Here is a 25,396-nt window from a genome sequence, read left to right as displayed (position 1 = left end):
TCTTAAAGGACTCCAGATTGTTCCAAATCACGGCGAAGTACCTCGCGTTCCTCCTCGCTCGCAGCGGTGATAGGAAGGCGGGGTTCGCCAACTTCAAAGCCCTGCAGGCGCAGAGCTTCCTTTGCAAATGTCGCTCCGCCCAACCGCGCCTGAGCGCGGGTCAGTGGAAGAAGCGTTGAGTAATTTATTTCTTGCGCGCGGGCCAAATCACCCGCATCGAAAGCTTCATAGAGTTCTACCAAGGCACGCGGTGCGGCGTGACCGATAACGGAGATGAAACCCGAAGCGCCGAGTGATAGCCACGGCAGGTTAATCGGATCGTCACCGGAGTACCACGCCAAGTCGGTTTCTTGGATTAGTTCTGCGGCCGCAGAAAGATCGCCCTTGGCGTCCTTCACGGCTTGGATAGTCGGCAATTCCGCAAGGCGGCGGAGCGTATCCGGCGCCACTGGTATGCCCGAGCGGCCAGGGATGTCATAGACGCAAATCGGCAGATCCGTTGAATCAGCAACTGCGGCAAAATGCTCGTAGACGCCCTTTTGGGAGGGCTTGGAGTAATACGGAGTCACCACGAGCAAGCTATCGGCTCCGGCGGCGGCGGATGCTTGGGCCACCTCGATGGAGGTGGCTGTATTATTAGTTCCGGCGCCCGCACAGATCCGGACGCGGTCTCCCACTTCCTCTTTTACGGCCTTGAGCAGCTCCAACTTTTCGTCCAAGGACGTGGTCGGAGACTCGCCCGTCGTTCCACCCAAAATGAGTGAATCCACGCCGTTGTCTACGAGATGAGCTGCCAGGCGGCGACCCGCTTCTACATCCAGCGCACCGTCACGATCAAACGGAGTGACCATGGCGACGCCAATGCGACCGAAGGTGTCAACGCCAGTCTTTGCTGTCATACCTGTGCTCATAGCCGTCAAGGTTACCCGCTAGGGCACCTTTTGGCCGCATCGGGGTGCCGCGTGTTAAGCGTAAGGGCTTGCTGCCATCTGCGTTCCATCGGCCAACGTGGTGATATGGAAGTCATCGAAAAGCGCTGGTGCTTGCTCCTGCAAATGCTTCAAACACTCCACCGCTACGTTGCGCAATTCCGTATCGGCATGCTCGGCCGCTCGGGCCCCAATGAAGTGGCGCCACGCGCGGTAATTCCCGGTGACGACGAGCCTAGTTTCCGTTGCATTGGGCAATACCGCGCGCGCCGCCTGCCGCGCCTGCTTCTTTCGCAGCAGCGCATTCGGCTCATCGAGCTTTTCTTCCAAGGCTTCTAACAGCTCATCGTAGACGAAACGGGTTTCATCGACCGCCTGCATGACCAACCGGCGCAACTGTTCATCTTCTTCCACCAGCTTGGGCAGCGCTACTTGCGTCTCATTTGGATGCACAAAGCGCTGGGATAGCTGCGAGAAGGAAAAATGCCGGTGGCGGACTAGTTCATGGCTGGCAGAGCGCGAGAGCCCAGTAATGTACATCGTCGCCGTGGCGTGTTCCAGTAGCGCCGTATGGCCTACCTCCATGATGTGGTGCAGGTAGGCGGAATTCGTAGCCGTGCGCGGGTTGGGCTTGTCAAAGGACTCGTAACAGGCCCGACCCGCGAATTCGACGAGGGCTTCGCCGTCCGTCGCCGTGTCATCAGCACTCCACTGCGTTCCCTGCGGTGCATGAAACTCGGTAGCGGCAATGAGATAGATCTTTAGCTCACTCGCAGTGGCCATACCGTTACAGCCCCAGGTACTTGTCTAGCCCGACGACCAATCCCGGGTGCTGCGCAATCTCCCGCACGCCGACCAATACGCCGGGAGTAAAGGAGGAGCGATCGTAAGAATCCTGGCGGATGGTCAGGGATTGTCCCTGCGCACCGAAAATGACCTCTTCGTGGGCCACCATGCCGCGAGTACGCACGGCATGCACCGGGATTCCGTCTACATTTGCGCCGCGCGCGCCATCGAGAGACTTTTCCGTCGCATCCGGCATCTCTCCCAGTTCGGCATCGCGACGCGCCTGAGCAATGGCTTCTGCGGTGTGGATAGCGGTGCCGGAAGGCGCATCCAGCTTGGTGGGGTGGTGAAATTCCACGACCTCAGCAGTCTCAAAGAACTTCGCCGCCTGCTTAGCAAGCACCATGGTCATGACGGCGGAGATAGCGAAATTCGGCGCGATCAGCACGTTGCCAGCACCTTCTTGGCTGGTCCACTGCTCGACCTGGTCCAAACGCTCTTTATCAAAGCCAGTGGTACCCACCACGCAGTGAATGCCGTTCGCGATACAAAATTCCAAGTTTCCCATCACCGAATCAGGTTGGGTGAAGTCCACGATGACCTCTGCATGATTATCAACTAATTGCTGCAGATCGTCCCCGCGGCTAATTTCTGCTACGAGCTCTAGGTCATCTTCGGCATTAACGCCTTCAACAATCGCCTTGCCGACGCGCCCTTGTGCTCCCAAGACTCCTACTTTGATTGCCATTGTGGGCCTCACTTTCTTAACAAATTTGCGTCAAAATTCTACTTCTTTACCTATCCTATCGCGCTCGCTCATGCGCGGCGGGCAGCCCTCCAGTCACCAGAAATACCACTGCTAGACTTGCCAGCATGCAGATTTATATTGCTTCCGTTCCAGTAGATGACGTTGCTCGTGCCCACGATTTCTATGTCGATGTCCTTGGCTTCCGCGTAAAAGATGACGTCACACACGGCGATTTCCGGTGGCTGACGGTCACCAATGCCGACGGCGATGGCAGCGTTGAATTGCTGCTTGAACCCAAGGGCCACCCAGCCGCCAAGACGTACACCGAGGCGCTGAAGGCGGATAATATCCCAGTCACCCAATTCTTGTCGCAGGACGTGGAGAAAGAATACGCCGAGCTGAAAGACAAGGGGGTGGACTTTACCATGGAGCCCACCGACGTTGGCCCTTCCATCATTGCGGTCTTTGACGATACCGTGGGCAACCTCATCCAGCTCGTCCAGTTGAAGCGCTAGGCCACTCCTTCACTAGTTTCCCTTGTACAACAATTGCATCACTTCCCCAGTTGGGCCACTTGTGTACCGGTAGAATCGAAAGAGACAACAAGGTAGACAACCTAGGAAGTGGTCACAATGTCTCGATCTACTCTCACCCGCGTTATCGCTGCTGGCGCCGGTATAAGCTGCATGCTCTCAATGGCTGCTTGCGCTAGCCCCAGCGATGACGAGGCTGCCGATGCCTCGTTCGCCTCGCAGGAGGAATCCACCAGCTCCACAACGGAGTCGACGATGTCATCTGCAAAGAAGTCAGAGCCTTCTACCACGACCACTGCCGATGACCCGACCAAGACGGTAGAAGACACTGCCCCGTTAAGCCACAATCAACAAAAGGCACAAGGCAATAATCCAAAGCCTGCCTTCGGCGGCATGGGCACGCCCTCCCTCGGGGATCAGCGCCACCTGCCTCCTGGATTGGGTAGCCTCGTTCCCACCGGAATCCGGGTAGCCGCGCATGATTCTTTTACCCGCGTCGTGGTTGACCTAGAAGGTGACGGCGAAGCCGGTTGGTTTACCACCTATACGGATCAGCCCGCCCACCAGGCATCGGGACTGCCGGTCGAGGTAAATGGGGCCACTTTCCTCAACCTTGGTATCGAGGGCACCCCGTGGCCATCGACGCCGGAGTTAGAGCAAAAGTTCATGGATACTGGCATTACACCAGGTGCCGGCGTTGTACAAGAGATCAACTACACCGCCACATTCGAGGCACAGACGCAGTTGATCATCGGGCTAAAAAAGCAAACGCCTTATTCCGTGACCTTCCTGCAGAACCCGAAACGCCTCGTGCTTGATTTCCAAAACTAGGTGATCACGGCGAAGGCATAGAAATGGCCCTGATTCCCACCATGTGCGGGAAGCAGGGCCATTACTCTAACTAGCGCGTGAGGGATTAGTCCTCAACTGGTACCAGGGAAATCTTTCCGCGGTTATCAATATCCGCGATTTCTACCTGTACCTTGTCGCCCACGTTGACGACATCTTCGACCTTCTCGATGCGCTCGTCGCCACCAAGGTTGGAGATGTGGATCAATCCATCGCGGCCTGGGGTCAAGGATACGAAGGCACCGAATGGAACGGTCTTGACTACCGTGCCGAGGAAGCGCTCGCCCACCTTGGGCAACTGCGGATTGGCAATGGAGTTAACCTTTTCAATCGCAGCGTCCGCGGCTTCGCCGGTTACCGCAGAGATGTAGACCGTGCCATCGTCTTCAATCGAGACGTCAGCACCGGTATCTTCAGTGATCTGGTTGATGGTCTTGCCCTTAGGCCCGATGAGCTCGCCGATCTTATTGACCGGAATCTTCACCGAGGTGATCTTCGGGGCCAGGCCGGACATCTCATCTGGGGAATCAATGACCTCAGCCATGGTTTCCAGAATGGTGGCGCGTGCATCGCGGGCCTGCTCGAGCGCCTGGGCCAAGACCTTAGACGGAATGCCGTCGAGCTTCGTGTCCAGCTGCAGCGCAGTGATGAATTCGGAGGTACCCGCAACCTTGAAGTCCATGTCGCCGAAGGCGTCTTCGGCACCGAGGATATCGGTCAGCGCCACGAACTTTTCCTTGCCCTTGACCTCACCGGAAACCAAGCCCATAGCGATGCCGGCTACCGGCGCCTTGAGCGGAACACCCGCATTGTAGAGGGACAGGGTGGATGCGCACACAGAGCCCATGGAGGTGGAACCGTTGGAACCAAGTGCCTCAGAGACCTGGCGGATGGCATACGGGAAATCCTCGCGCGACGGGATGACCGGAAGCAGGGCGCGCTCGGCTAGTGCACCGTGGCCGATTTCGCGGCGCTTGGGCGAGCCAACGCGGCCGGTCTCACCGGTAGAAAATGGCGGGAAATTGTAGTGGTGCATGTAGCGCTTGGACTCGATAGGAGTAAGCGAGTCGATCTGCTGCTCCATCTTCAGCATATCCAGGGTGGTTACACCGAGGATCTGCGTCTCACCGCGCTCGAACAAGGAAGAACCGTGCGCGCGTGGAACCAAGTCAACTTCGACGGACAGGTCGCGGATATCGGTAAGCCCCCGGCCATCGATGCGGAAGCCATCGGTCAAGATCTTGCGGCGCACGATCTTCTTCATGACCTCGTTATAAGCTGCGCGAATCTGCTTGGAGGCCACGGCCTCTTCCAGGTCATCGAATTGCGGTAGCAGGTCTTGTTCTACCTGCTCCATGTGTGCGTTCGTAGCCTCGTCGCGCTCTTGCTTGCCCGGGATGGTCAGCAGGTTCTCCAGCTTGTTGGAAGCAGCCTTTTCCACGGCGGCGAAGACATCGTCCTCATAGGCTGGGAAGAGCGGGAACTCTTGGGTCTCTTTAGCGGTGCGCTCTGCAAGGCCGTTTTGGGCCTCACACAAAGTCTTGATGAATGGCTTAGCAGCCTCAAGGCCCTCGGCGACGGCGGCTTCCTGCGGTGCCGGGGCGCCATCGGCAATGCGCTCTGCAACGTTTGTGCCAGCGCCGGCTTCCACCATCATGATGGCGACGTCTTCTTTGCGGCCCTTAGTAACGATGCGGCCGGCCACGACCATCTCAAAGAGGGCGCGCTCGTGCTGCTCATGGTTCGGGAAAGCCACCCACTGGCCCTCTGGGTGCTTATCATCGGCGATGAGCGCCATGCGCACGCCGCCGACGGCGCCGGAGACCGGCAGGCCGGAAAGCTGGGTTGCTGCCGATGCGCCGTTGATGGCTACGACGTCGTAGTACTCTTCTGGGTCCTGCGACAGGACGGTGATAACTACCTGTACTTCATTGCGCAGGCCCTTGACAAATGTGGGGCGCAGCGGGCGGTCGATGAGGCGGCACGCCAAGATAGCCTCCGTGGAGGGACGGCCCTCGCGGCGGAAGAAGGAACCGGGGATCTTGCCGGCTGCGTACATGCGCTCTTCCACGTCAACGGTGAGCGGGAAAAAGTCAAAGTTTTCGCGCGGCTGGTTCGAGGCGGTCGTGGTGGCCAGCAGCATCGTGTCATCGTCGAGGTACGTGGTTACGGAACCATCTGCTTGGCGGGCCAATTGGCCGGTCTCGAAACGAACGGTGCGGGTACCAAAGTCCCCATTGTCGAGGACGGCGATAGCTTCGGTAATACCGAATTCTTCATCGATATTGAACTCTACGGAGTTCTGAACGCTCATCTAGTAAATCTCCTTGAATGTTTTAGGCGATCGTCGGTGCCGCCTTTTCCACATTGTTTTTGACAACGGTGAAAATTCTAACAGAGATTCCGTACTTTTGAGCTACGGCAATTGCAATCGCCCCTGCTCCCCCCACAAGGATAAAGTGGGTATAAAACCACTAATTCCCCTTGCCGCAGAGCAAGGGGAATAATTCGGCCGCAGCCGCGTCGCACTTAGCGGCGCAGGCCCAGGCGGGAAATCAGATCACGGTAGCGATCCACGTTGTTTTCTGCCAAGTACTTCAGCAGGCCACGACGACGACCAACCATCAGCAGCAGACCACGACGAGAGTGGTGATCGTGCTTGTGGAACTTCAGGTGCTCGGTCAAAGTATTGATGCGGGAGGTCAGCAGGGCGACCTGTGCCTCGGGGGAACCGGTGTCGGTCTCGTGCAGGCCGTACTCCTTGAGGATTTCGGCCTTCTTCTCAGTGGTCAATGCCATGAGTATTTCTCCTTTATTTCAGTCCACACTATTCTTCAACGCGCAGCGCCGCCGTGGCGAGCTCCGCGTGCCGCAACTGTCGTGAACCACAGTCGCTAAGCCAACTGGTCATTTTACAGCCAATTAGCGTGGCAAATCAAAACGCTGCACTACTTGGTGCCCACCGTGCGGAAAAGTTCTTCGAGGCGGTCCACGAATTCACGGACAAAGCGCTCGCTATCCACGCCCACGGCCACCTTCGCGGTAGGTTTCTGGCTCAGCCGGGTTTCATCGGCGATGGTGCGCCCGCGGGTGGGGCCTTGCGTATCCGTTTTCATATTGGTTTCGATGACCTTTACCAACGACGGATCGGCGGCTACCGCCACGGCCAGCGGATCGTGCAGGCCGCAACCGCCCAGGTGAGGAGCCGTGGTGGCATAAGCGCGGATGTAGTAATCCACCATATCGGCGAAAGCCTTGCCCGCGGTCGTTCCGGACTCCCGCCAGCGCGCGGTTTCTTTTTCCGTCAAGAGGGTGCGCAGGGTGACATCTAGGCCGACCATGGTGACATCTTGGCTGTGGCGGAAGAGGTAATCGGTGGCATCCGGGTCTTGGGAAATATTGGCCTCTGCCCACGCGGAGACGTTGCCGGGAACGGTCAGCGCTCCGCCCATCATGACGATGTGGGCGTGGGTGGCAAAGGTGGCATCGGCAAGCATGGCCTGGGCGATGGTCGTGGACGGGCCGGTGGGGATAATAACTAAGTCATCGCCGTAATCGCGCACGGCCTGCAAGAGAAAATCCGTGGCCGGCTGCGTGTCCTCGGTCTTATCGGACGGGGTAAGCAAAACTTCGCCCACGCCATTCTGGCCATGAATGAACGAGGAAATCTCGCTGGGCTGGAAACCGTCCGGGCTGGGGCCGGCAAAGACCGGGATATCAGGCCTATCCAGCAATTCCAGCAGCGCCAGGGTATTGCGCACCGCCAGCGGGACCGTGACGTTGCCATAAGTACACGTCACAGCGATGAGCTCAAGATGGGGGTGGGCCAGGGCATAAGCCAAGGCCAAGGCATCATCAATGCCGGTATCAAGATCGAGGATGGCCTTCATTTACTTCTCCTTTAAGAAATAGTCTTCGCTATCGCAGCCTTGCGCGCGGGCATCGGCAGCCAGCACCTTGCGGGCGGCTGCAACGTCCTGGGCCATGGCTTCCAAAAGCTCATCGACGGAATGGAACTTCACCATATCGCGCAGGTGGCCCACGAATTTCACGGTTGCCTCATAGCCATAAAGATCGGCATCGCGGTCCAAGACAAAAGACTCCACGGACCGCTCCTCATCACCAAAGGTGGGATTCGTGCCGACGGAAATAGCCGCGGCATAGGCTACTTCGGGCTGCATATCCCCATCGAGGGGGGAGTCAGAATGCACAATAAACCAACCGGCATAAACCCCGTCAGCGGGAATGGCTACGGTATCCGGGAAATACTGGTTGGCTGTGGGAAATCCCAGTTCCTTGCCGCCGCGCCCCGCGCCGCGAACCACGGGACCAGTGACCGTAAAGTGCCGGCCAAGCGCCCAATTCGCCGATTCTATTGCGCCCCGGGACAGGCTTTGGCGAATATAGGTGGAACAAATCTGCACGCCATCTTCATCCAGGAGCGGAATAATATCGACGCTGAATCCAAATTCCTCCCCCAGCTGCCGCATGGCTTCTGCGGTGCCGCTGGCCCCAGCGCCGAAGGTGAAGTTCTCCCCCACCGCCACGTGGTGCGCATGGAGTTTGCCCACCAAAAGGTCGCGCACATAGGGGCGCGGCTCCACGCCCTCTAGTTCCTTGGTGAAGTCAATGACAAGCACCATCTCGATGCCCAATTCTTCTGCCAGCTCCAGCCGGCGCTCGAAGCTCACCACGGACAGCGGCGCGCGCTCCGGCAAGAAAACGGAGACCGGGTGCGGGTCAAAGGTCACCATGACGGGGACCTGATTATTCGCGCGCGCATGCTCTACGCAGGCAGAAACGAGCTGTTGATGGCCACGGTGCAAACCATCGAAGACGCCAATGGTTACCGAGGTCGGCCCCACATCCGCGGGGATGTCATCGATTCCGTAACAAATATCCACGGAATCCATCGTAGAGCATAGACTTGTACCCTATGACTGATGCGCTCGCTCATTCCGGACTGGTCATTGTTGATAAGCCTGCGGGCATGACCTCTCACGATGTTGTTAGCCGCCTACGCAGGTATTTTCACACCAAAAAGGTTGGCCATGCCGGCACCTTAGATCCCATGGCAACTGGGGTGCTGGTCCTTGGCATCGAACGCGGCACCAAATTCCTCGCGCACATGGTCGCCTCCACCAAGTCTTATTCAGCCACCATTCGCCTCGGCGCTTCTACCACCACCGATGATGCCGAGGGCGAATTTCGCTGGGGCAAGCCCGCAGCCGCGCTTGATCGTTCCGCCATCGAGGCCGAGGTTGCCACCTTGACCGGTGAGATTATGCAAAAGCCCGCCGCTGTTTCCGCCATCAAGATTAAGGGCAAAAGGGCGCATGAATTGGTGCGCGAGGGCAAAGAGGTAGATATCCCCGCCCGCCCGGTCACCGTGCACAGCTTTGACATTCATGACCTGCGCACCGAGGGCGATTTTATTGACCTCGATGTATCCGTGGAGTGTTCCTCCGGCACCTATATCCGTTCCTTGGCGCGCGATATGGGCGAGGCGCTTGGTGTCGGCGGGCATTTAACCGCCCTGCGCCGCACGACGGTGGGGCCCTTTGCGCTTGCCGATGCCCACCTCCTCGACGATCTCGCAGAAAGCCCCCGCCTGTCCTTGAGCCTCGACGAGGCGCTCAAGCGCAGTTTCCCCGTCCTGCCCGTCACCGAGGACGAGGCCGCTGCCTTAGCGATGGGCAAATGGCTCGAGCCGCGCGGGCTATCCGGGGTTCATGCCGCGGTGGCCCCCAATGGCCAGGCCATCGCGCTCATTAAGGAAAAGGGAAAAAGGCTGGCCACGGTCTTTGTGGCGCGGCCGTCTACCCTCTAAACTAGAGACATAGCGGGTAGATAGTGTAGATCTGAGAGGCGTCCGTTCAGGCGGAGAAATCTAGGGCCGGAACCAGCGTGGAGACCACGACATAACCGCCCTCTAGGATCCACTTCCCAGTGATAAACGGCACCGGCGTCGGACGGGCCAAAATATAGGAAATAAAGGTTCCATCTTCGCGAATATCGATCTCTGCCTGATCGAAATCGAGCCACCGATGCGTCATGGGAAACCACGCCTTATAGGTGGCCTCCTTGGCACAAAACAGCAGGCGGTCTGGGCAGTGCACCCCTGTCTTTTCTAGGCGCGGCAGCTGCGGCATTTCCCCGGCCCGGGCGATCATGGTCAACACATGTTCGGGCAAGTGCTGGGCCGGCTCCGCATCAAGGCCAATAGAGCGAAAATCCGTGGTGGAGGCCGCCACCGCTGCGCGCAGGCCCTCCGTATGCGTCATGGATCCAATAAATCCTTCGGGCCACAGCGGCATTCCCCGCTCCCCGCGCAGGATTGGGTTTGCGCCTGTAAAGCCCAGCTCGCGCAGGGCCTGGTGCGCACACCACCGGGCATCGCCAAATTCGGATTTCCGGATATCGACTGCTTGCGAGACTAAGGACTGTTCTTTGGGGTCAAGCTGCTCATAGTTGAGTAGGTCGGACTCGCGGGCATCCGTACGCACATAGCAATACCGAGTAGTTTCTGGGAATAGGTCGGGATAAAGCACTAATTCACCTCCCCAAATGTCGAGGTAACTGGGTATGGCCACGGGATGCGGTGCGGCTGGTTACGCCATTCGCGCGAGTATCCTAAAGAGACTTCGATATGGTCTACCCCATCCACATTCATCTTTGAGGGCATGTGCAAGTGGCCGTAAATAACCGCTTCTGCTTGGTATCGTCGCGGCCATGAGCGCGTATGCCGCGAACCGCTCCACAGGGCGATTTCTGGAAAGCGCAGTACCATCGTGGGTTCTTGCACCAGCGGCCAGTGATTGACCAAGATGGTTGGGCCCTGCACTCTGGATAAACGCTTAATAGAATACGCCAAGCGGTCCCAACACCACGCGCGCACGTCTACGAAGGGAGCGATAGCTACCTCATCGGTCATGACAAGCTTTTTAGAGCGTGCCTGCTGCACCGCTTCTTCCACCGAGGCACCCGGTGGGCGGAAACTGTAATCATACAGGGTAAAAAGCGGAACAATCGTTATCCCATTAAAAACCGGATAGGGATCCTCCGGGGTGATAACGCCGATCTCCCGGCAGGCAGCAACCAGGTAATCGTATTTTTCTCGCCCCTTGTACTGGTCTTGGGAACGAGAAAATAATTCGTGGTTGCCCGGTGCCCAAATGACTGTGTCATAGCGCTCAGCCAAATCCCGCAAGATGCGCAGGATAAGCTCGCTGCGCTCAGCGACATCGCCTGCCACAATGAGCCAATCGGCGGGATCTGGTGGAGTTAGCTCTGCAATGCGCGCAAAATTTTCACGGATCGCGCCGTGCAAGTCTGCTACTGCCCATAATGTTGGCATTACCGCTCCCACCCCGCCTTGCTCATTATCGTTACGGAATCTCTCGCTGTAGTTAAATCTGTGCTGCTGTTGTAACTCGTTACAGTCACTGTAGCGCAGGTACTAGTCTGCTACTACGGCCCATTTCATGGAATAAAAGCGGTAGACCACGCCTATGAGGCGGAAAGTAATGAATGCAGCCAACCCGCACCACACACCGGTGAGGCCCGTACCCATGGCATGCGCGAGGAGCACCCCGGGCAGAAATCCCAGAAGAACCGAGGCAATGGTCAGGCTGCGCAGGAATGCTGCATCCCCTGCCCCCAATAGGACGCCGTCGAGAGCAAAGACCACGCCGCCGGCGATGACCATGCCAACCAGGATCCACCACGGTTGGCTCATGGCATCAATGACCTCCTGCGAGGACGTAAAGATGCGCGGAATGAACCCGGCTCCTGCAGCGAACACCAATGCAAGAAATGCCGAAAAAATGGTGGAATAAATAACTACCTTGCTTCCCACGCTGCGCGCGTGGCGCGCCGAGCCGGCGCCCAAGGCGGCCCCAGTTAGGGCCTGGGCGGCAATGGCCAAGGAATCCAAAATCAGCGACATGAAGTTCCACAGCTGCATCATGATTTGGTGGCCGCCCAAAGCCGCAGTGCCCACGCGGGAGACCACGGCCGTTGCGGTAAGAAACGCCACCTGAAAGCTGGCGGAACGCAAGATAAGATCGCGGCCCAAGATCAGCTGTTCGCGCACGATGTGCCACCGAAATTCCCACGAACCTTCATGCTGCTTATACAGCTCGCGCACGAAGAGGCTCGCGATAATGCTCATTCCCAATACGGTGGCCATGGCAGACCCGGCAAGGCCCCACCAGTACACGAATGCAGGCACGGCAATGGCGCCGGGAATCATTCCAGCGAGGGTGAAATAAAGCGGCTTTTTCGTATTTTGTACGCCGCGCATCCAGCCATTTCCGGCCATTTCCACCAGCGTTACGGGAATGGCCAGTGCGGCGATCCGCAGCCACAGTGCTGTTCCGGCCGCGGTGGTGGGATCCCCGGTAAGCCACTGGGCAAAAACGCCGCCGAAGATCCACATGATAAGCGTCAAAAGTCCGCCGACGCCCAGGGCTACGTAGGTTGCTTGCACGCCTTCTGCTACTGCTTCAGCGCGCTTTCCGGCGCCGAAAAGGCGGGACGAGCGAGCCGTCGTACCATAAGATAGAAAGGTCAACTGCGTGGTCACCACGGTATGGATGGTGGTTGCCGCGGCGAGCGAAGCCAATTCCTGGGCGCCCAGACGCCCCACCACTGCGGTATCCAGCAAGAGGTAGAGCGGCATCGCTGCCAGGACTCCAAGCGCAGGAAACGCGAGGCCAAAGACCTCGCGTGCGCTTACTGTCGTGGGGGTTGTCTGCCTAGCGTTCATCGATGGCACTCACCAGCTCCGCGACGATGCTTTCTTCGCTTCCCGATGTCATGTACCCGGCAGCGGGAATATGCCCGCCGCCGCCAAATTGGGCTGCCAGGGCCGCGCAATTGATCGTGGTCGAACGCAGCGATACCGCCCATATCCCGGGCGACTGTTCCTTAAAGACCACACCCAATTCCGTGCCTTCAAGGGCGCGCACGAAATCCACCAGAGACTCCACTGCAGAGTCCGAATGACCTTCGATATCGGCCAAGCCTGCAATGAGGATGCCCACGCCCATTTCACCAGCATATTCAATGCGCAGTCCTGCGAGCACGCGGCCGACCATCTGCAAATCATCGGGAGTCGTGGCATCGAGCAGGTCCGTGGCAATCTGCTTGGTATCCAGGCCATAGCGCATCAAGCGCGTGGCCACATCGTGCATGGCAGGCCTGCCCCACCGGAAGCTACCCGTATCGGTCAAAAGACCCGCGTACAGGCAGTGTGCGATGCTGCTTTCGATTTGCACCGACAGCATGTCCAGGATGGTCAATATGGCCACCGTGGTGGACTCGCACTCTGAATCAACCAAGTTTACTGAGCCAAATCCGGGATTGGACGAGTGGTGGTCGATGCACAATACGCGCCCTGCCGTCGCCATCTGAGCGATATCTGCAGAAAATAATCCGGTGCGATCGATAGACCCACAATCCACGGTGACATAAAGGTCATAACCCTCCGGGAGCTCTCGCATGACCTTCACCTGGTCTGCACCGGGAATGGAGTAAAGATTCGGCGCAAAATCCTTGTCCTGGCCGATGACCGCACAGGCTTCTTTCCCACTTTGCTGCACGGCTAAGAGCAACGCCGTGGCTGAACCAATGGCATCGGCGTCCGGGCGCAAGTGGGTGATAATACAGATGCTCTGCGCACCAGAAATGACATCGACTGCGTCCTGATATTCCTTGCGGGTCACTTAAGCCTCGTCTTCATCAGAGGTCTTATACGGATTGGCCTCGCCCGCGGGCTTAGCGTTTTCCTTCAATTTTGCTAGCTCTTCATCGCGGGCCCGAGCGCGCGCCAAGAGCTCTTCCATGTGCGCGGATGCTTCCGGGACGGTATCGAGCTCAAAAGTAAGGGTTGGGGTAAAGCGGACGGACAACTGATCGCCGACGATCTTACGCAACTGCCCCTTCGCGCGCTTGAGTGCTTCCTCAGCTTGGTCATAATCGGGTTCGGCCTCGATATCGTGGCCGCGCACCGTGTAAAAGACAGTAGCGTCGTGCAAATCACCGGTGACGCGGGCGTCGGTGACGGTGACCATCTCCAGGCGGCGATCCTTGATTTGCAGCTCAATCGCACTAGCCACGATTTCCTGAATTCGTTTTGCTAGCCGCGCAGCGCGAGCGTGATCGACCATGAGAACCTCCAAGCTAAAGGGGAAAAATTTATTCCTAAATTACCGTGTCGCGGTATCAGAAACCACCAGTTTAGTTACTCACCGCACCCAATGGAAACCGCTTGAAAACCTCACATGTGAAAACGCGAAACGGCCCGCTCTACCTGCCGCACCTCGCGATCTCCCTCCGTGGAGAAAGAACCTTGAGGTGGGCACGCACAGCGGGCCGAAACTAGCAGCGACTAGTCGCGCGGTACCTCGACTTCCTCATAAGCCTGGATGATATCGCCTACCTGGATATCCGGGTAGGACAGCACCATACCGCACTCATAGCCGGCCTTGATCTCAGTAGCGTCGTCCTTTTCGTGACGCAGGGACTCGATCTTGGCATCGGCAGTAACCACGTTGTTATCGCGGAGCAAGCGAACCTTGCCGTTGCGGACAACCTTGCCATCGGTGACCATACAGCCTGCGATGGTACCCACCGAGGAGGATTTGAACAGGGCGCGGATTTCGGCCGCACCGGTGTCGCGTTCCTCGTAAATCGGCTTGAGCATACCCTTGAGAGCGGCCTCGACTTCCTCGATGGCCTTGTAGATAACCGTGTAGTAACGGATATCCACACCCTCTTGGGTGGCGATCTCCGTAGCCTTGCCTTCCGCGCGAACGTTGAAGGCAATGATGACGGCATCGGAAGCGGCGGCCAAGGAAATATTGGTCTCCGTTACGGCACCAACACCGCGGTCGATGATGTTGAGCTCGACTTCGTCCTCGGTCTTGATATCCAACAGGGCATCTTCCAGCGCCTCGACGGAGCCGGCATTGTCGCCCTTGAGGATGAGGTTGAGGGTCGAAGTCTCCTGCAATACCTTGTCCAGATCCTCCAGGGACACGCGCTTGCGCTGCTTTGCCTGCAAAGCAGAACGCTTACGAGCATCGCGCTGGTTGGCAATCTGGCGGGCCACGCGGTCATCGTCGACCACGAGCAAGTTATCGCCGGCACCTGGAACGCCGGACAGGCCTTGCACCTGTACCGGGCGGGAAGGACCGGCTTCCTTGACGTCCTCGCCAAACTCATCGAGCATGCGGCGCACGCGACCATGCGCATCACCTACCACGATGGAATCGCCGACGTGCAGCGTACCGCGCTGGACGATGACCGTAGCCACCGGGCCGCGACCGCGGTCCAAGTGGGCCTCGATGGCCACACCCTGGGCATCCATCTCTGGGTTGGCCGTGAGCTCGAGGGCGGCATCGGCAGTCAGGATGACAGACTCCAGCAGCTGGTCAATGTTCTGGCCCTGCTTAGCAGAGATGTCCACGAACATCGTGTCGCCGCCGTACTCTTCTGGCACCAAGCCGTACTCCGTGAGCTGGCCACGGATCTTTTCCGGCTGCGCTTCCGGCTTATCCACCTTGTTCACGGCCACGACCACCGGGATATCGGCAGCCTTGGCGTGGTTGATGGCCTCAACCGTCTGTGGCATGACGCCGTCATCGGCGGCAACGACCAAGATGGCCAAGTCGGTGGACTTCGCACCGCGGGCACGCATGGCGGTAAAGGCCTCGTGGCCAGGGGTATCCAGGAAGGTGATGGTGCGCTCGCCATCCACGTCAACCGTGGTCTGGTAAGCACCGATTCCCTGGGTAATACCGCCGGCCTCGCCGGCTGCCTCATTGGTCTTACGGATGGTATCCAACAGGCGGGTCTTACCGTGGTCAACGTGACCCATGACGGAGACGACTGGAGGGCGGTGTTCGAGGGCCTCTTCGCCACCTTCGTCCTCACCGAATTGCAGGTCGAAGGACTCGAGCAGCTCGCGATCCTCGTCTTCTGGGGAGACGACTTCTACCTTGTAGTTGATCTCGTCACCGAGCAGCTGCAGCGTATCTTCCGATACGGATGCGGTTGCGGTGACCATTTCACCAAGGTTGAACAGTGCCTGCACCAATGCTGCTGGATCGGCACCGATCTTCTCCGCGAAGTCAGACAGCGAAGCGCCGCGGCGCAGACGGACGGTCTGTCCCTTGCCATCTGGCAAGCGGACGCCGCCTACAACGTGCTTCTGCTGCTCTTCAAACTCATGGCGCTTTTGCCGCTTCGACTTCTTGCCCTTGCGTGGTGCGCCACCTGGACGGCCGAATGCACCAGCGGTACCGCCACGACGCCCACCGCGTCCACCGCGGAAACCGCCGGGACGACCGCCGCCTGGGCCACCTGGACCACCAGGTCCGCCGCGGCCGCCGCGACCGCGGCCGCCGCGTCCGCCACCGCTCGGTGCCTTGGACGGCATCGAGGCAGGGTTCGGATGCGAAGGCATCATGGCTGGCGACGGACGACGTCCACCGCCGCCACCCTGGCCTTGGTTCTGATCCTGGCCCTGACGGTTAGCGCCGCCCTCATTGCGGCCGCCGCGCTTTCCACCGCGGTTATCGCCGGGACGGTTGCCGCCGCGCTGGCCCTTGGAGCCACCCGGGCGTGGGCCTGGGCGGTTGTCGCCGCCACCCGTGGAAAATGGGTTATTGGCCACACGGCGGGATCCGCCGGGCTTAGGCATCGGACGCGGCATGGCGTTGCCTGGGTTCGGACGCTCGCCCGACTTCTTGGCATCGCCTTGGCCTGCGTTCTGACCTGGCTTCGGTGCACCCTGGCCAGGCTTCGGTGCCGGCTTTCCAGCGGCAGCGCCCGGCTTTGGTGCTGCCTGGCCAGGCTTGGGGGCAGCCTTAGCGGCCCCTGCGCCTGGCTTCGGTGCAGCGTCGGATGGCTTCGGTGCGCCGGGCTTAGGCGCAGCGGATTTGGATTTCGCCCCACCCTGTGCGCCAGCGCCTGGCTTTGGCGCAGGCGATGCCTGCTTCTTGGCGCTGCCTTGTCCGGGCTTAGCGGGCTTGGCAGTCTTCTCAGCCTTAGCTTCGGTGGCATCGCCACCGGACTGTGCTTCATAGTGAGCACGCATCTTTTTGACCACCGGTGGTTCGATGGTCGAGGATGCGGTCTTCACGAACTCGCCTTGTTCCTTCAGGGTGGCGAGCAGTTCCTTGCTGGTTACTCCGAGCTGTTTTGCCAACTCGTGAACACGTAGCTTTCCGGGCACTTGTCTCCTCTTGGTATCGCCTAGGAGCCAAGGCCGCGAAAAACTGGCCTGACTCCTAGTTAAACGTTCTGGACTTTCATCGCTGATGCTTCATCGTTGTGCGCTCATCAGTGTTCGGTCTTCCTTTTTAACTCTGGTGTGTACGAATCTTGTGCAGCTTGTTCCGCACACGGTACTTTTTCGCCCTGTACATTTTCGCACTGTGCTTCCAAGTACCTACGTACCTGACCTGTGTCCACGGATGCGGACGTGCGGAGCGCGCGCTTAAAAGCATGTTTGCGCTCAGCTAGCTCGAGTGCAGAAAGCGTGGGGCTAATCCATGCGCCACGGCCTGGAAGCCGCCGGAATGGATCCGCCACCGCACGGCTGCCTTGAGGGTCATTGGCATCAATGACCACTCGCAGCAGCTCCGTATCGGGCATGCGGCGACGCGTAGCGATGCAAGTACGAAGCCGTTGAGTCTGCGACATCGAACTCCTTAACTTTCGCTGCGTCTGCATGTCCCTTTCTGCATCTGGGCCGTTTACTAGCCTACGCTATTTATCCGCATTTCCTTAATTCGCGTCCGCGTCTGAATGAATATCGATCTTCCACCCAGTCAAACGGGCGGCTAGGCGCGCGTTCTGGCCTTCCTTACCAATGGCAAGGGACAGCTGGTAGTCAGGGACGATGACTCGCGCCACTTGCTCTTCGCTATCGAGCACGGTCACCTTAATCACCTTGGAGGGCGCCAATGCATTGCCCACATACACGGTGGGATCCTCGCTGTAATCAATGATGTCGATCTTTTCCCCACCGAGCTGGCGCATGATGTTATTCACGCGCTGCCCGCGCGGGCCGATGCACGCGCCCTTGGCGTTCAAGCCCTTAGCGTGACCAATAACGGCGACCTTCGAGCGGTGCCCGGCTTCGCGGGCGATGGCGATCATTTCCACGCTGCCATCCGCAACTTCCGGAACTTCCAGTTCAAAAAGCCCGCGCACCAGCTCTGGGTGGGTCCTTGACAAATTGATCTGCACATTGGCGCCATTGCGATTGACCCCCACCACATAGGCCTTGATGCGGTCACCGTGCTGCAGCTTTTCCCCGGGGATTTGTTCTGCGGGAAGCAAGATTCCGTCTTGCGATTCCAGTTCGGAACCGAGCTGGACTACAACGATGCCGCGGGCATTGGCACGCGCATCGCGCTGGACGATGCCACTGACAACGCGCCCGCTAAGCTCCGAATAGGAATCAAAAGTGCGCTCGGCTTCAGCCTCGCGCAGCTTGCGCAAGATGGCTTCGCGCACGGCGCGTGCGCCCACGCGGCCAAAGTTATCCGGGGTGTCATCGTACTCACTGGTAACTTCCCCGGTTTCGGGGTCTCGCTCGGTAACGATGACGCTGACGGCACCGGTGGTGGTATCGATGTCTACCCGGGACTTGGCGCCTTCGGCCTTGCCCTCCGCGGTGGATTCGCGGTAATCCAGGTAGGAATACAACAAGGCACTTGCAATCGACTCCAACAGGTCATTGACGGGGACCTGCCGTTCGGATTCGATGGTGCGAAGTGCCTCAAGATCAATATTCACTTGTCTATCCTCTCGATCGCCGGTTAGCTCTCGGCTTCTGCAAATGGCTGGTGCACGGCGTCTAGCTCACTTTGTGATGGCTGTGCAAACTCAATTTCTACCACTGCGTGGGCAATGTTTTCCAATCGCTCCACTTCTGTATGCACCTCGTTTTTCTGGGAAGTAATAAGGACAACGGCATCTACGGCCGCATTAAGCGCGCCGATACGCGCGGTGTGGCTCTTGTCGTCGCCGCGGTTAAACGTCACCTTCCGCCCCTTATTGCGGCGCCAGTGGCGCGGTGCGGTGAGCGGCAAATCCACACCGGGGGTAGAGACCTCCAAGGTATATCCGGCACCGAAATTCAGCTCACCCGCCGCCTCTTTTTCATCAAAGAAGGCTGAAATATCGTCGGAGACTTCCTCCAATACATCCGAGCTGGGACGCATATCGCCATCGATACGGATGATGACCTGTGATTTCTTTCCCGCCTTGGTGGTTTTAATATCCTCCACGTCCAGCCCGCGGGCTTCTAAGCGAGGTTGGAGCAAATCAGTTAATTGTTGTGCATCTGGGAAAGCCATGCCCACTAGCCTACGTCCTTCAAGGTACAGTCTTTTGGGTGAACCGCCGACGTATTGCTTTAACCTGTGTAGCCTCGACTGCCGCCCTGCCCGCCCTCGCGGGCTGTTCCGCAGTCGACTCCGTCGTCGACTATTTTGGCCCGCGCCCAGAAGACGCGCTCGAGCGCCTAGCCGTGGCTGCCGCGAGCGATGGCCTCGCCCTTCAAGGGGTTGATGATGCGGCCGCGGATATGCGCAGCTCCCAGGCTGATGCACTGTATAAGGAGATTGCGCGCCTCTGCGGCACCGATGACCAAGGTAACGTCCCACACAGCTGTGAGGTGGAACGGCCCACGCAGGCACCACCGGCCACAGATTCTTCCCAGGTGCTAGAAGAAGCCGCCTCTGCCACCACGGAAGCCGCCGATGAAGTCAGTTCTGAATCTCGGCCCATAGTCACCCAACAAGCCATCACGCTTAATGCCTGGCTGCCTGGCGATGCCCCCGATATTCCCGCGCTCTCCCAGCCCCTTCGCGATAGCGCCGCTGATTTGTTGCAGTGGGAATACGAGCTGGTCTTTGGCCTGGATTTCGCGCGGGCTTATAGCGCTCCTGCTGCCGAAGAGCGCATCGATAAGCTCTTAAGAGTCCATCACCGCCGCATCGACCAACTGCAAGAAGCACTTGGCCATAACGGCAAGGTTCCCCAGCCAGAGCCTGCCTATTCCTCCGGCGCAACCACGCTTCCCAGCGATGCGGACTCCGCTGCAGCCTTCCTCGATACGTTGGTTGAACAAGACGCAGACAAGTGGCACGCGGCCGCGGTGGCCGCCGCACAACAAGAAAGCCCAAACCAGGAGTGGCTGAACTGGTTAATCGGCATCGCCGCCGAAGCCCAGGCCGCATAGCTCCCGGTTTTGCCCCGCCGCGCCTACCTGAATATTCACTGTCCGGCGGTCAGCGAAAAATCAGCGAGTTATAGGCCGCATTTCATTGCTAATGCCTCCAAACCATACGTAATTTGGTGGACTACGTGCTTGCTGGAGATTCCACAAGCCCTACAACACAATGAGAAGGAGTGCTTTCTCAATGCGTACTAAGAAGACCTTGCTCACTATGGCCGCAGCTACGTTGGGCATCGCCGGCATTGCCGCACCAGCCGCCAACGCCGCCCCAGAAAACGCGTGGGACCAAGTCGCCGCGTGCGAGTCCGGCGGTGACTGGCACATCAACACCGGCAATGGCTACCACGGCGGGCTGCAGTTCTCGCAGCAAACCTGGGCTGGTAGCGGCGGCACCCAGTACGCGGCTACCGCTGACCAAGCCACCAAGCAACAGCAGATTGAAATCGCTGAAAACGTTCTTGCAAACCAGGGAGCTGGCGCATGGCCTAATTGCGGCGGCCCCGTGGCTGGCTAATACGCTTCCGCCCGCAGCGGTCGCGTGATGCCGCCGCTAACGCAGCATCGCGCAAGCAACCGACTTCCCGCGTTTCTTCATGGTATTTACCGTGGAAAATTGGGGGTCGGTTCTTTTTGGGTTTTATGCCCTACCCTGCGCAATCTTCCATGCGTAGCGAATCAACGGAATCTGCAGCGGTAGACGGATGATGTGATAAAGCTTTTTCGGCTTTCCCGCATCGCGTTCGATCCAGGCGTGGTACATATTCGCCGGCCACACGGCAAGAAATAGCGCCGCGGCTGACGCGCCACCGGATTCGCGGGTGGCGCGATCGGTGAGCAAAAAGCCCGTAGCTATTTCCCAGGCGCCGGAGGCAAAGTTATACAACCGCGGCGAGCCCGGCAGCTGCGGTGGCACGATGGATTCGAAGGTTTTCGCGCGCAGGAAATGCAGGGCTCCCATGGTGATAAGAGCCGTGGGAAGCACCTTTTTATTTAGTCTCATGCTTCCCCACGCTACCCTGCCACTACTTATTGGCACGGGGCCTTGAGGCGGTGCTTTAAGCTAGGCCCGCACCAACTCGAGGAGTTTATCCACGATGTCATCCGCCGGAACTTCCAGGGTTTCCTGCCCGCGGATGCGCAGCTCGATGATGCCGTCTTTGAAGGCGCGTCCCACGATGGCCACAAACGGCATGCCGAGCAGCTCTGCATCCTTGAACTTCACGCCTGGGGAAACCTTCGGGCGGTCATCGAAAAGCACCTCAAGGCCCGCCTGGGACAGCTCTTCTACCAACTTATCGCCGGCCTCCATGGCCGCTGCGTCCTTATTCGCCACCGCCACGTGCACCTGGTACGGCGCCACTGCAACCGGCCAATTCAGGCCCTTCTCATCGTGGCGTTGCTCTGCCAGCACGGCAAGCATACGGGAGATGCCGATGCCGTAAGAGCCCATCGTAGGGATGGCCCGCTTGCCGTTTTCATCGAGAATTTGCACGTCGAAGGCCTCGGTGTACTTCCGGCCCAGCTGGAAGATGTGGCCCAACTCGATGCCACGCTGCAAAGCCAAGGTGCCCTGGTTATCTGGTGCGGGATCACCCTCTTTGACCTCGGCCGCTTCCACAAACTCATCGACGTGGAAATCGCGGCCGGCCACGCAACCCACGACGTAGCAGTTTTGCGCATCCGCGCCCGTGATCCAGGAAGAACCTTTGACCACGCGGGGATCGGCAAAGACCTTCACCCCATTGGAATTCAGCGCGCGCGGGCCCACAAAGCCCTGCTCCAAGAAATCGTATTGCGCATAAATCTTATCGCTTGCCAAGGTGAACTCTGCCGGTTCCAAGGCCGCTTCAAGGCGCTTGGTATCCAGTTCGCGGTCGCCCGGGATCAGCACGGCCGCCAGTTCCTTCTTCTCTTCAGAATCCTCTAACGCCGGGTAGGTTACCTCCACCATGACGCACTTGAGGATATCCGCAGCCCGAACCTCATGGCCATCAACCGCAATGTCCTCGGCCTTAGCCCAGTGCACAAGCGCTTCAATGGTGGCGGCATCCGGGGTCCGATATTCCTTTGCTGCGGGCTGACCCGCAATGTCCTTTTCTGGGGGCGCTTGGGTCACGACTGCCTCTACATTGGCCGCATAATCGCCCTCGGTGGAGCGGACAAAGAGGTCTTCGCCCGCCTCAGATAGCGCCAAGAACTCCTCGGAGGCGGAGCCGCCCATCGCCCCAGAAGTGGCCTTACAAATGGCGTAATCGATTTCCAAGCGGTCAAAAACATTTTGATACGCCTTGCGGTGGCGGGCGTAGGAGGAATCGAGGCCCTCATCGTTCATATCGAAGGAGTAGGAGTCCTTCATCACGAACTCGCGCCCGCGCAGCACCCCGGCGCGGGGGCGTTCCTCATCGCGATACTTCGTCTGAATTTGATACAAGGTGACCGGGAAATCCTTGTATGAGGAGTACATGTCTTTTACGGCATTGGCAAACATTTCCTCGTGCGTGGGCCCAAGCAGCAGGTCCGCATTCTTGCGGTCCTGCAGCCGGAATAGATTGGGACCATATTCCACCCATCGGTTGGTCTTTTCATAGGGCTCGCGCGGCAATAGCGCCGGGAAAAGCATCTCTTGCCCGCCAATGGCGTCCATTTCTTGGCGTACTACGTCTTCAATCTTGCGCAGGGTACGCAGCCCCAACGGCAACCAGGTATAAATGCCCGGCGCGACGCGGCGCACGTAGCCGGCACGCACCAACAGCTTGTGGCTAGGGACCTCGGCATCGGCTGGGTCCTCACGAAGGGTGCGGAGAAATAGTTCAGAAAGGCGGGTAATCATGGTCAAAATATACATCGCTACCCTATCTATATGCTCATTGTCCTCCCTCCTTCAGAAACCAAGGCTCATGGCGGCACAGGAAAGCCGCTTGATTTTGCCAACCTATCTTTTCCAGAGCTAAGCGATACGCGGCGCGAAATCGCCGCTGAGCTGCAGTCTCTTCCTATAGATGAGGCAATGGTCGTGCTTAAGCTCTCGGAGAAGCTGCGCGGTGAGGCCGAATCGAATAGCCAGCTTTATACCACCCCCCACCATGCCGGCGGTGCAGCGTTATACAGGGGTGCTGTTTGATGCCCTTTCGGCATCCACCCTTCCTTCTTGGCGGCGCCTTGCTATTGGCGATGCCCTCTTCGGGCTCCTGCGCGCGGGCGACCCTATCCCGCATTACCGCTTATCGGGCGGTTCCAAGCTGGGCGGTCGCACGATGAAGTCTTATTGGGGCAAGCAGGTAACGCAGGCGTTAGAAAACATCGATGAGCTGGTTGTGGATCTGCGCTCGGGCACCTACCAGCAGCTGGGTAGGCTGCCTTCGGCCGTGACGGTGCGGGTAGAAAGCGTGCAGCCGGATGGCTCGCGCAAGGTGGTCAGCCACTTTAATAAGCACTATAAGGGCCTATTGGCCCGGGAACTGGCGCTTTCGCCTGCCGATGCCTTCAGCGCCGCCGATGTCGCCGCGATCGCGCGCGCTGCTGGCATGACGGTGGAGGAACCACCGCACGGCTCGCAGGAGCTTACACTCATCGTATCCCCGTAGGGTGTGAGTGCCTGCTAGGAGCTTAGACCACGGCGCGGCGGCGCTGGACGGCTGCGGCCCCGCCGAGGACAGCTACCACCATGGCCAGTACGATGACACCGGATACCCACTGCGGGGCCATGAGCCCGAAGGTGTCTTGGCCTTGGAAGAAGGTGCGCAGGTTGGCATCGGGCAAAATCTGCAGGATGAATTTGGCCCAGCCCATGTCCATCGAGGTCAGCACGCTTTCGATGACGAAGTATTCGATAATGAGCAGCATCGCCGCAAAAGTACCGCTGCGCAGGATATATGCTAGGCCTGTGGCCAGCAGGGTGTAGACGATGTATTCCACAAAGGTGAAGAGGAATACTGCGTTATCTGGGTAGTGTACGAAGCTGGAGAAGTCATAAGATCCGCCGAGCGCGCTGTTGAGCAGCATTCCAAGGATACCGGCCAAGGCTGCGGCCGCCACGTTAGCTACGGTGATCACGAGTATTTGGCTCGAGAGCACCTGCAAGCGCCGATTGGTGGATAGGTAGCTCCAGGCTACGGTGCCTTTTTGTAGATCGCCGCCGACCAACGTGGCCGAGGAAAAGATCATGATGACGACGGCAAAGATGGCACCAATGGCCACGTCGGAAGATTGGAGGGCGCTGTCGTCATTGCGGATAGCTCCCATCAGCACGTTGGCGGCCGTCAGCCCAACGGTGATGATTGCGAGGTAGACCCACGTAGAGCGCAGGGAAAATATCTTGCGGGATTCGGAAACGATGGTATTCATGGCTCGTCATCTGCCTTTCTTAAGCGAGTTATGCGGAGCGGTAATCCAGGTGGTCTGCGGTAGCGCCGAGGAAGGCGTCTTCCAAGGAGGGGTGCTTGACCTCAAGGCTGCTGATGCGGATGCGGTGGTCAAAGCACAATTGGCCGACCTCGTCGCGGTCTAAGCCGGTAATGCGCAGAACCTCCCCATCAAAGGAGGTCTCCGCCTGCGAATCGTGCAGCAGCCGGGCCAGCTTTTCTGGCTGGTCCACCACGACCTCCACGGTGGTAGCACCGGAGGCATTGACGAATTCTTCTACTGTGCCTTCGCCGACGAGCTTGCCCTTGCCGATGACCACTAGGCGGTCCGCCGTGAGCTGCATTTCTGAGAGCAGGTGGGAAGACACCAGCACGGCGCATCCCCCGGCGGCGAATTCGCGGATGCGGTCGCGCATCCAGTGCACGCCTTCAGGGTCGAGGCCGTTGACGGGCTCATCGAGTAGCAGATGCTTGGGCTGTCCGACCATGGCGCAGGCGAGGCCCAGGCGCTGCTTCATGCCAAGCGAATAGCCCCCGATGCGCTTTTTCGCCACCTTTCCGAGCCCGACGCGCTCCAGGGTGTCATCGACGTGATCCATCGATACCCCCTGCAGCGCCGCCATATAGCCCAGGTGCGCGCGAGCGCTGCGGCCGGGGTGGAACCAGTTGGCATCGAGCAGGGTTCCCACCGTGGAGGCGGGATCGGGTAGTTCGCGAAATGGGGTGCCATCGAAAGTGGCGGTGCCGGAAGTGGGATTTTCTAGACCGACGCACATGCGCATCGTGGTGGATTTGCCGGAACCATTGGGTCCAAGGAACCCGGTGACCTGGCCATCGGGAACCTCGAAGGAGAGGTTGTCTACTGCTGTAAAGGAACCGTATTTCTTGGAAAGCTGTGTGACTGTGAGCATGGTTTTATCCTGGCGCTT

At 58.8% G+C, this 25,396-nt stretch carries 25 protein-coding genes and 1 pseudogene; 6 read left to right on the top strand and 20 right to left on the bottom strand.

Features of this window, described 5'->3' with window-relative positions:
* Positions 1–2: 2 nt before the first annotated feature.
* Genes dapA through dapB form a run of 3 tightly spaced genes read right to left on the bottom strand, consistent with a single transcriptional unit; the run spans position 3 to position 2,463 of the window.
* Entirely contained in the window at positions 3–911 is a 909-nt protein-coding gene (gene dapA / locus ABRP93_RS00650) for a 4-hydroxy-tetrahydrodipicolinate synthase (RefSeq protein WP_349886478.1), read from the bottom strand.
* Between the two features lie 54 nt (positions 912–965).
* Positions 966–1,712, bottom strand: coding sequence for an FAD-dependent thymidylate synthase (thyX, locus tag ABRP93_RS00645; protein ID WP_349886477.1), 747 nt, complete (start codon positions 1,710–1,712; stop codon positions 966–968).
* A gap of 4 nt (positions 1,713–1,716) precedes the next feature.
* Positions 1,717–2,463 (bottom strand): 4-hydroxy-tetrahydrodipicolinate reductase, encoded by a 747-nt coding sequence (gene dapB, locus ABRP93_RS00640; protein WP_349886476.1) that lies wholly within the window; start codon positions 2,461–2,463, stop codon positions 1,717–1,719.
* A gap of 125 nt (positions 2,464–2,588) precedes the next feature.
* Here dapB and ABRP93_RS00635 point away from each other — a divergent pair, with 125 nt between their 5' ends.
* Both ABRP93_RS00635 and ABRP93_RS00630 read left to right on the top strand, forming a co-directional pair.
* Positions 2,589–2,978: a VOC family protein gene (locus ABRP93_RS00635; protein ID WP_005278808.1), complete on the top strand. Its 390-nt coding sequence runs from the start codon at positions 2,589–2,591 to the stop codon at positions 2,976–2,978.
* 117 nt (positions 2,979–3,095) lie between these two features.
* On the top strand, positions 3,096–3,827 hold the full coding sequence (locus ABRP93_RS00630; RefSeq protein ID WP_349886474.1) for an AMIN-like domain-containing (lipo)protein: 732 nt from the start codon (positions 3,096–3,098) through the stop codon (positions 3,825–3,827).
* 85 nt (positions 3,828–3,912) lie between these two features.
* On the opposite strand, the gene ABRP93_RS00625 is transcribed toward ABRP93_RS00630, so the two are convergent.
* The 4 genes from ABRP93_RS00625 to ABRP93_RS00610 form a co-directional block, all read right to left on the bottom strand.
* Positions 3,913–6,159, bottom strand: coding sequence for a polyribonucleotide nucleotidyltransferase (locus ABRP93_RS00625; protein ID WP_349886473.1), 2,247 nt, complete (start codon positions 6,157–6,159; stop codon positions 3,913–3,915).
* Between the two features lie 215 nt (positions 6,160–6,374).
* Positions 6,375–6,644, bottom strand: a complete 270-nt coding sequence (gene rpsO / locus ABRP93_RS00620) for a 30S ribosomal protein S15 (RefSeq protein WP_005278802.1) — start codon at positions 6,642–6,644, stop codon at positions 6,375–6,377.
* Between the two features lie 149 nt (positions 6,645–6,793).
* The gene (locus ABRP93_RS00615) at positions 6,794–7,735 is read right to left on the bottom strand and encodes a nucleoside hydrolase (protein ID WP_349886471.1); all 942 of its coding nucleotides are present in this window, start codon (positions 7,733–7,735) and stop codon (positions 6,794–6,796) included.
* A complete protein-coding gene (locus tag ABRP93_RS00610; protein ID WP_349886470.1) occupies positions 7,736–8,758 on the bottom strand; it encodes a bifunctional riboflavin kinase/FAD synthetase in 1,023 nt (340 codons plus the stop codon).
* Positions 8,759–8,781: 23 nt separating this feature from the next.
* Between ABRP93_RS00610 and truB the strand changes: the two genes are divergently transcribed.
* Positions 8,782–9,675 (top strand): tRNA pseudouridine(55) synthase TruB, encoded by an 894-nt coding sequence (gene truB / locus ABRP93_RS00605; protein WP_349886468.1) that lies wholly within the window; start codon positions 8,782–8,784, stop codon positions 9,673–9,675.
* A 46-nt stretch (positions 9,676–9,721) separates the two neighbouring features.
* Here truB and ABRP93_RS00600 read toward each other — a convergent pair whose 3' ends face one another.
* The 9 genes from ABRP93_RS00600 to rimP all read right to left on the bottom strand — a co-directional run bounded on the left by ABRP93_RS00600 (position 9,722) and on the right by rimP (position 19,222).
* A complete protein-coding gene (locus tag ABRP93_RS00600; RefSeq protein WP_349886467.1) occupies positions 9,722–10,396 on the bottom strand; it encodes a 4'-phosphopantetheinyl transferase family protein in 675 nt (224 codons plus the stop codon).
* Positions 10,396–11,202, bottom strand: a complete 807-nt coding sequence (locus ABRP93_RS00595) for a metallophosphoesterase family protein (RefSeq protein WP_349886466.1) — start codon at positions 11,200–11,202, stop codon at positions 10,396–10,398. Before ABRP93_RS00595 ends, ABRP93_RS00600 begins: the two co-directional genes overlap by 1 nt.
* 102 nt (positions 11,203–11,304) lie before the next feature.
* Positions 11,305–12,615, bottom strand: coding sequence for an MATE family efflux transporter (locus ABRP93_RS00590; protein WP_349886465.1), 1,311 nt, complete (start codon positions 12,613–12,615; stop codon positions 11,305–11,307).
* Entirely contained in the window at positions 12,605–13,573 is a 969-nt protein-coding gene (locus tag ABRP93_RS00585; RefSeq protein ID WP_349863851.1) for a DHH family phosphoesterase, read from the bottom strand. The genes ABRP93_RS00590 and ABRP93_RS00585 overlap by 11 nt, the downstream gene beginning before the upstream one ends.
* Positions 13,574–14,017: a 30S ribosome-binding factor RbfA gene (gene rbfA / locus ABRP93_RS00580; RefSeq protein WP_237791791.1), complete on the bottom strand. Its 444-nt coding sequence runs from the start codon at positions 14,015–14,017 to the stop codon at positions 13,574–13,576.
* 221 nt (positions 14,018–14,238) lie between these two features.
* Positions 14,239–17,088 carry a translation initiation factor IF-2 gene (gene infB / locus ABRP93_RS00575; protein WP_349886464.1) on the bottom strand — a complete coding sequence of 950 codons (2,850 nt, stop codon included), beginning with the start codon at positions 17,086–17,088 and terminating at the stop codon, positions 14,239–14,241.
* A gap of 107 nt (positions 17,089–17,195) precedes the next feature.
* A complete protein-coding gene (locus ABRP93_RS00570) occupies positions 17,196–17,558 on the bottom strand; it encodes a YlxR family protein (protein ID WP_023022835.1) in 363 nt (120 codons plus the stop codon).
* 84 nt (positions 17,559–17,642) lie between these two features.
* Positions 17,643–18,659: a transcription termination factor NusA gene (gene nusA, locus ABRP93_RS00565; protein WP_023022837.1), complete on the bottom strand. Its 1,017-nt coding sequence runs from the start codon at positions 18,657–18,659 to the stop codon at positions 17,643–17,645.
* A gap of 23 nt (positions 18,660–18,682) precedes the next feature.
* Positions 18,683–19,222 (bottom strand): ribosome maturation factor RimP, encoded by a 540-nt coding sequence (gene rimP, locus ABRP93_RS00560; RefSeq protein WP_349886462.1) that lies wholly within the window; start codon positions 19,220–19,222, stop codon positions 18,683–18,685.
* Between the two features lie 38 nt (positions 19,223–19,260).
* On the opposite strand from rimP, the gene ABRP93_RS00555 reads away from it, so the two are divergent.
* Positions 19,261–20,109 (top strand): DUF4439 domain-containing protein, encoded by an 849-nt coding sequence (locus ABRP93_RS00555; RefSeq protein WP_349862841.1) that lies wholly within the window; start codon positions 19,261–19,263, stop codon positions 20,107–20,109.
* 181 nt (positions 20,110–20,290) lie between these two features.
* Positions 20,291–20,620, top strand: coding sequence for a transglycosylase family protein (locus ABRP93_RS00550; protein WP_023022843.1), 330 nt, complete (start codon positions 20,291–20,293; stop codon positions 20,618–20,620).
* Positions 20,621–20,743: 123 nt separating this feature from the next.
* Here ABRP93_RS00550 and ABRP93_RS00545 read toward each other — a convergent pair whose 3' ends face one another.
* Together ABRP93_RS00545 and ABRP93_RS00540 are read right to left on the bottom strand one after the other, a co-directional pair.
* Positions 20,744–21,106 carry a DoxX family protein gene (locus ABRP93_RS00545; RefSeq protein WP_349862839.1) on the bottom strand — a complete coding sequence of 121 codons (363 nt, stop codon included), beginning with the start codon at positions 21,104–21,106 and terminating at the stop codon, positions 20,744–20,746.
* 60 nt (positions 21,107–21,166) lie between these two features.
* The gene (locus ABRP93_RS00540; RefSeq protein WP_034659203.1) at positions 21,167–22,936 is read right to left on the bottom strand and encodes a proline--tRNA ligase; all 1,770 of its coding nucleotides are present in this window, start codon (positions 22,934–22,936) and stop codon (positions 21,167–21,169) included.
* 30 nt (positions 22,937–22,966) lie between these two features.
* Here ABRP93_RS00540 and yaaA point away from each other — a divergent pair.
* Positions 22,967–23,690, top strand: a pseudogene (gene yaaA, locus ABRP93_RS00535) (peroxide stress protein YaaA).
* Positions 23,691–23,712: 22 nt separating this feature from the next.
* On the opposite strand, the gene ABRP93_RS00530 reads toward yaaA, so the two are convergent.
* Entirely contained in the window at positions 23,713–24,450 is a 738-nt protein-coding gene (locus ABRP93_RS00530) for an ABC transporter permease (protein WP_023022852.1), read from the bottom strand.
* 28 nt (positions 24,451–24,478) lie between these two features.
* Positions 24,479–25,378: an ABC transporter ATP-binding protein gene (locus tag ABRP93_RS00525; RefSeq protein ID WP_284630974.1), complete on the bottom strand. Its 900-nt coding sequence runs from the start codon at positions 25,376–25,378 to the stop codon at positions 24,479–24,481.
* Between the last annotated feature and the right edge of the window lie 18 nt (positions 25,379–25,396).

It is taken from the genome of Corynebacterium sp. KPL2850, assembly GCF_040225855.1.
GTDB lineage: Bacteria > Actinomycetota > Actinomycetes > Mycobacteriales > Mycobacteriaceae > Corynebacterium.
Note: the sequence above shows the minus strand (reverse complement) of the source record. Positions and strands in the feature narration are given on the sequence as shown.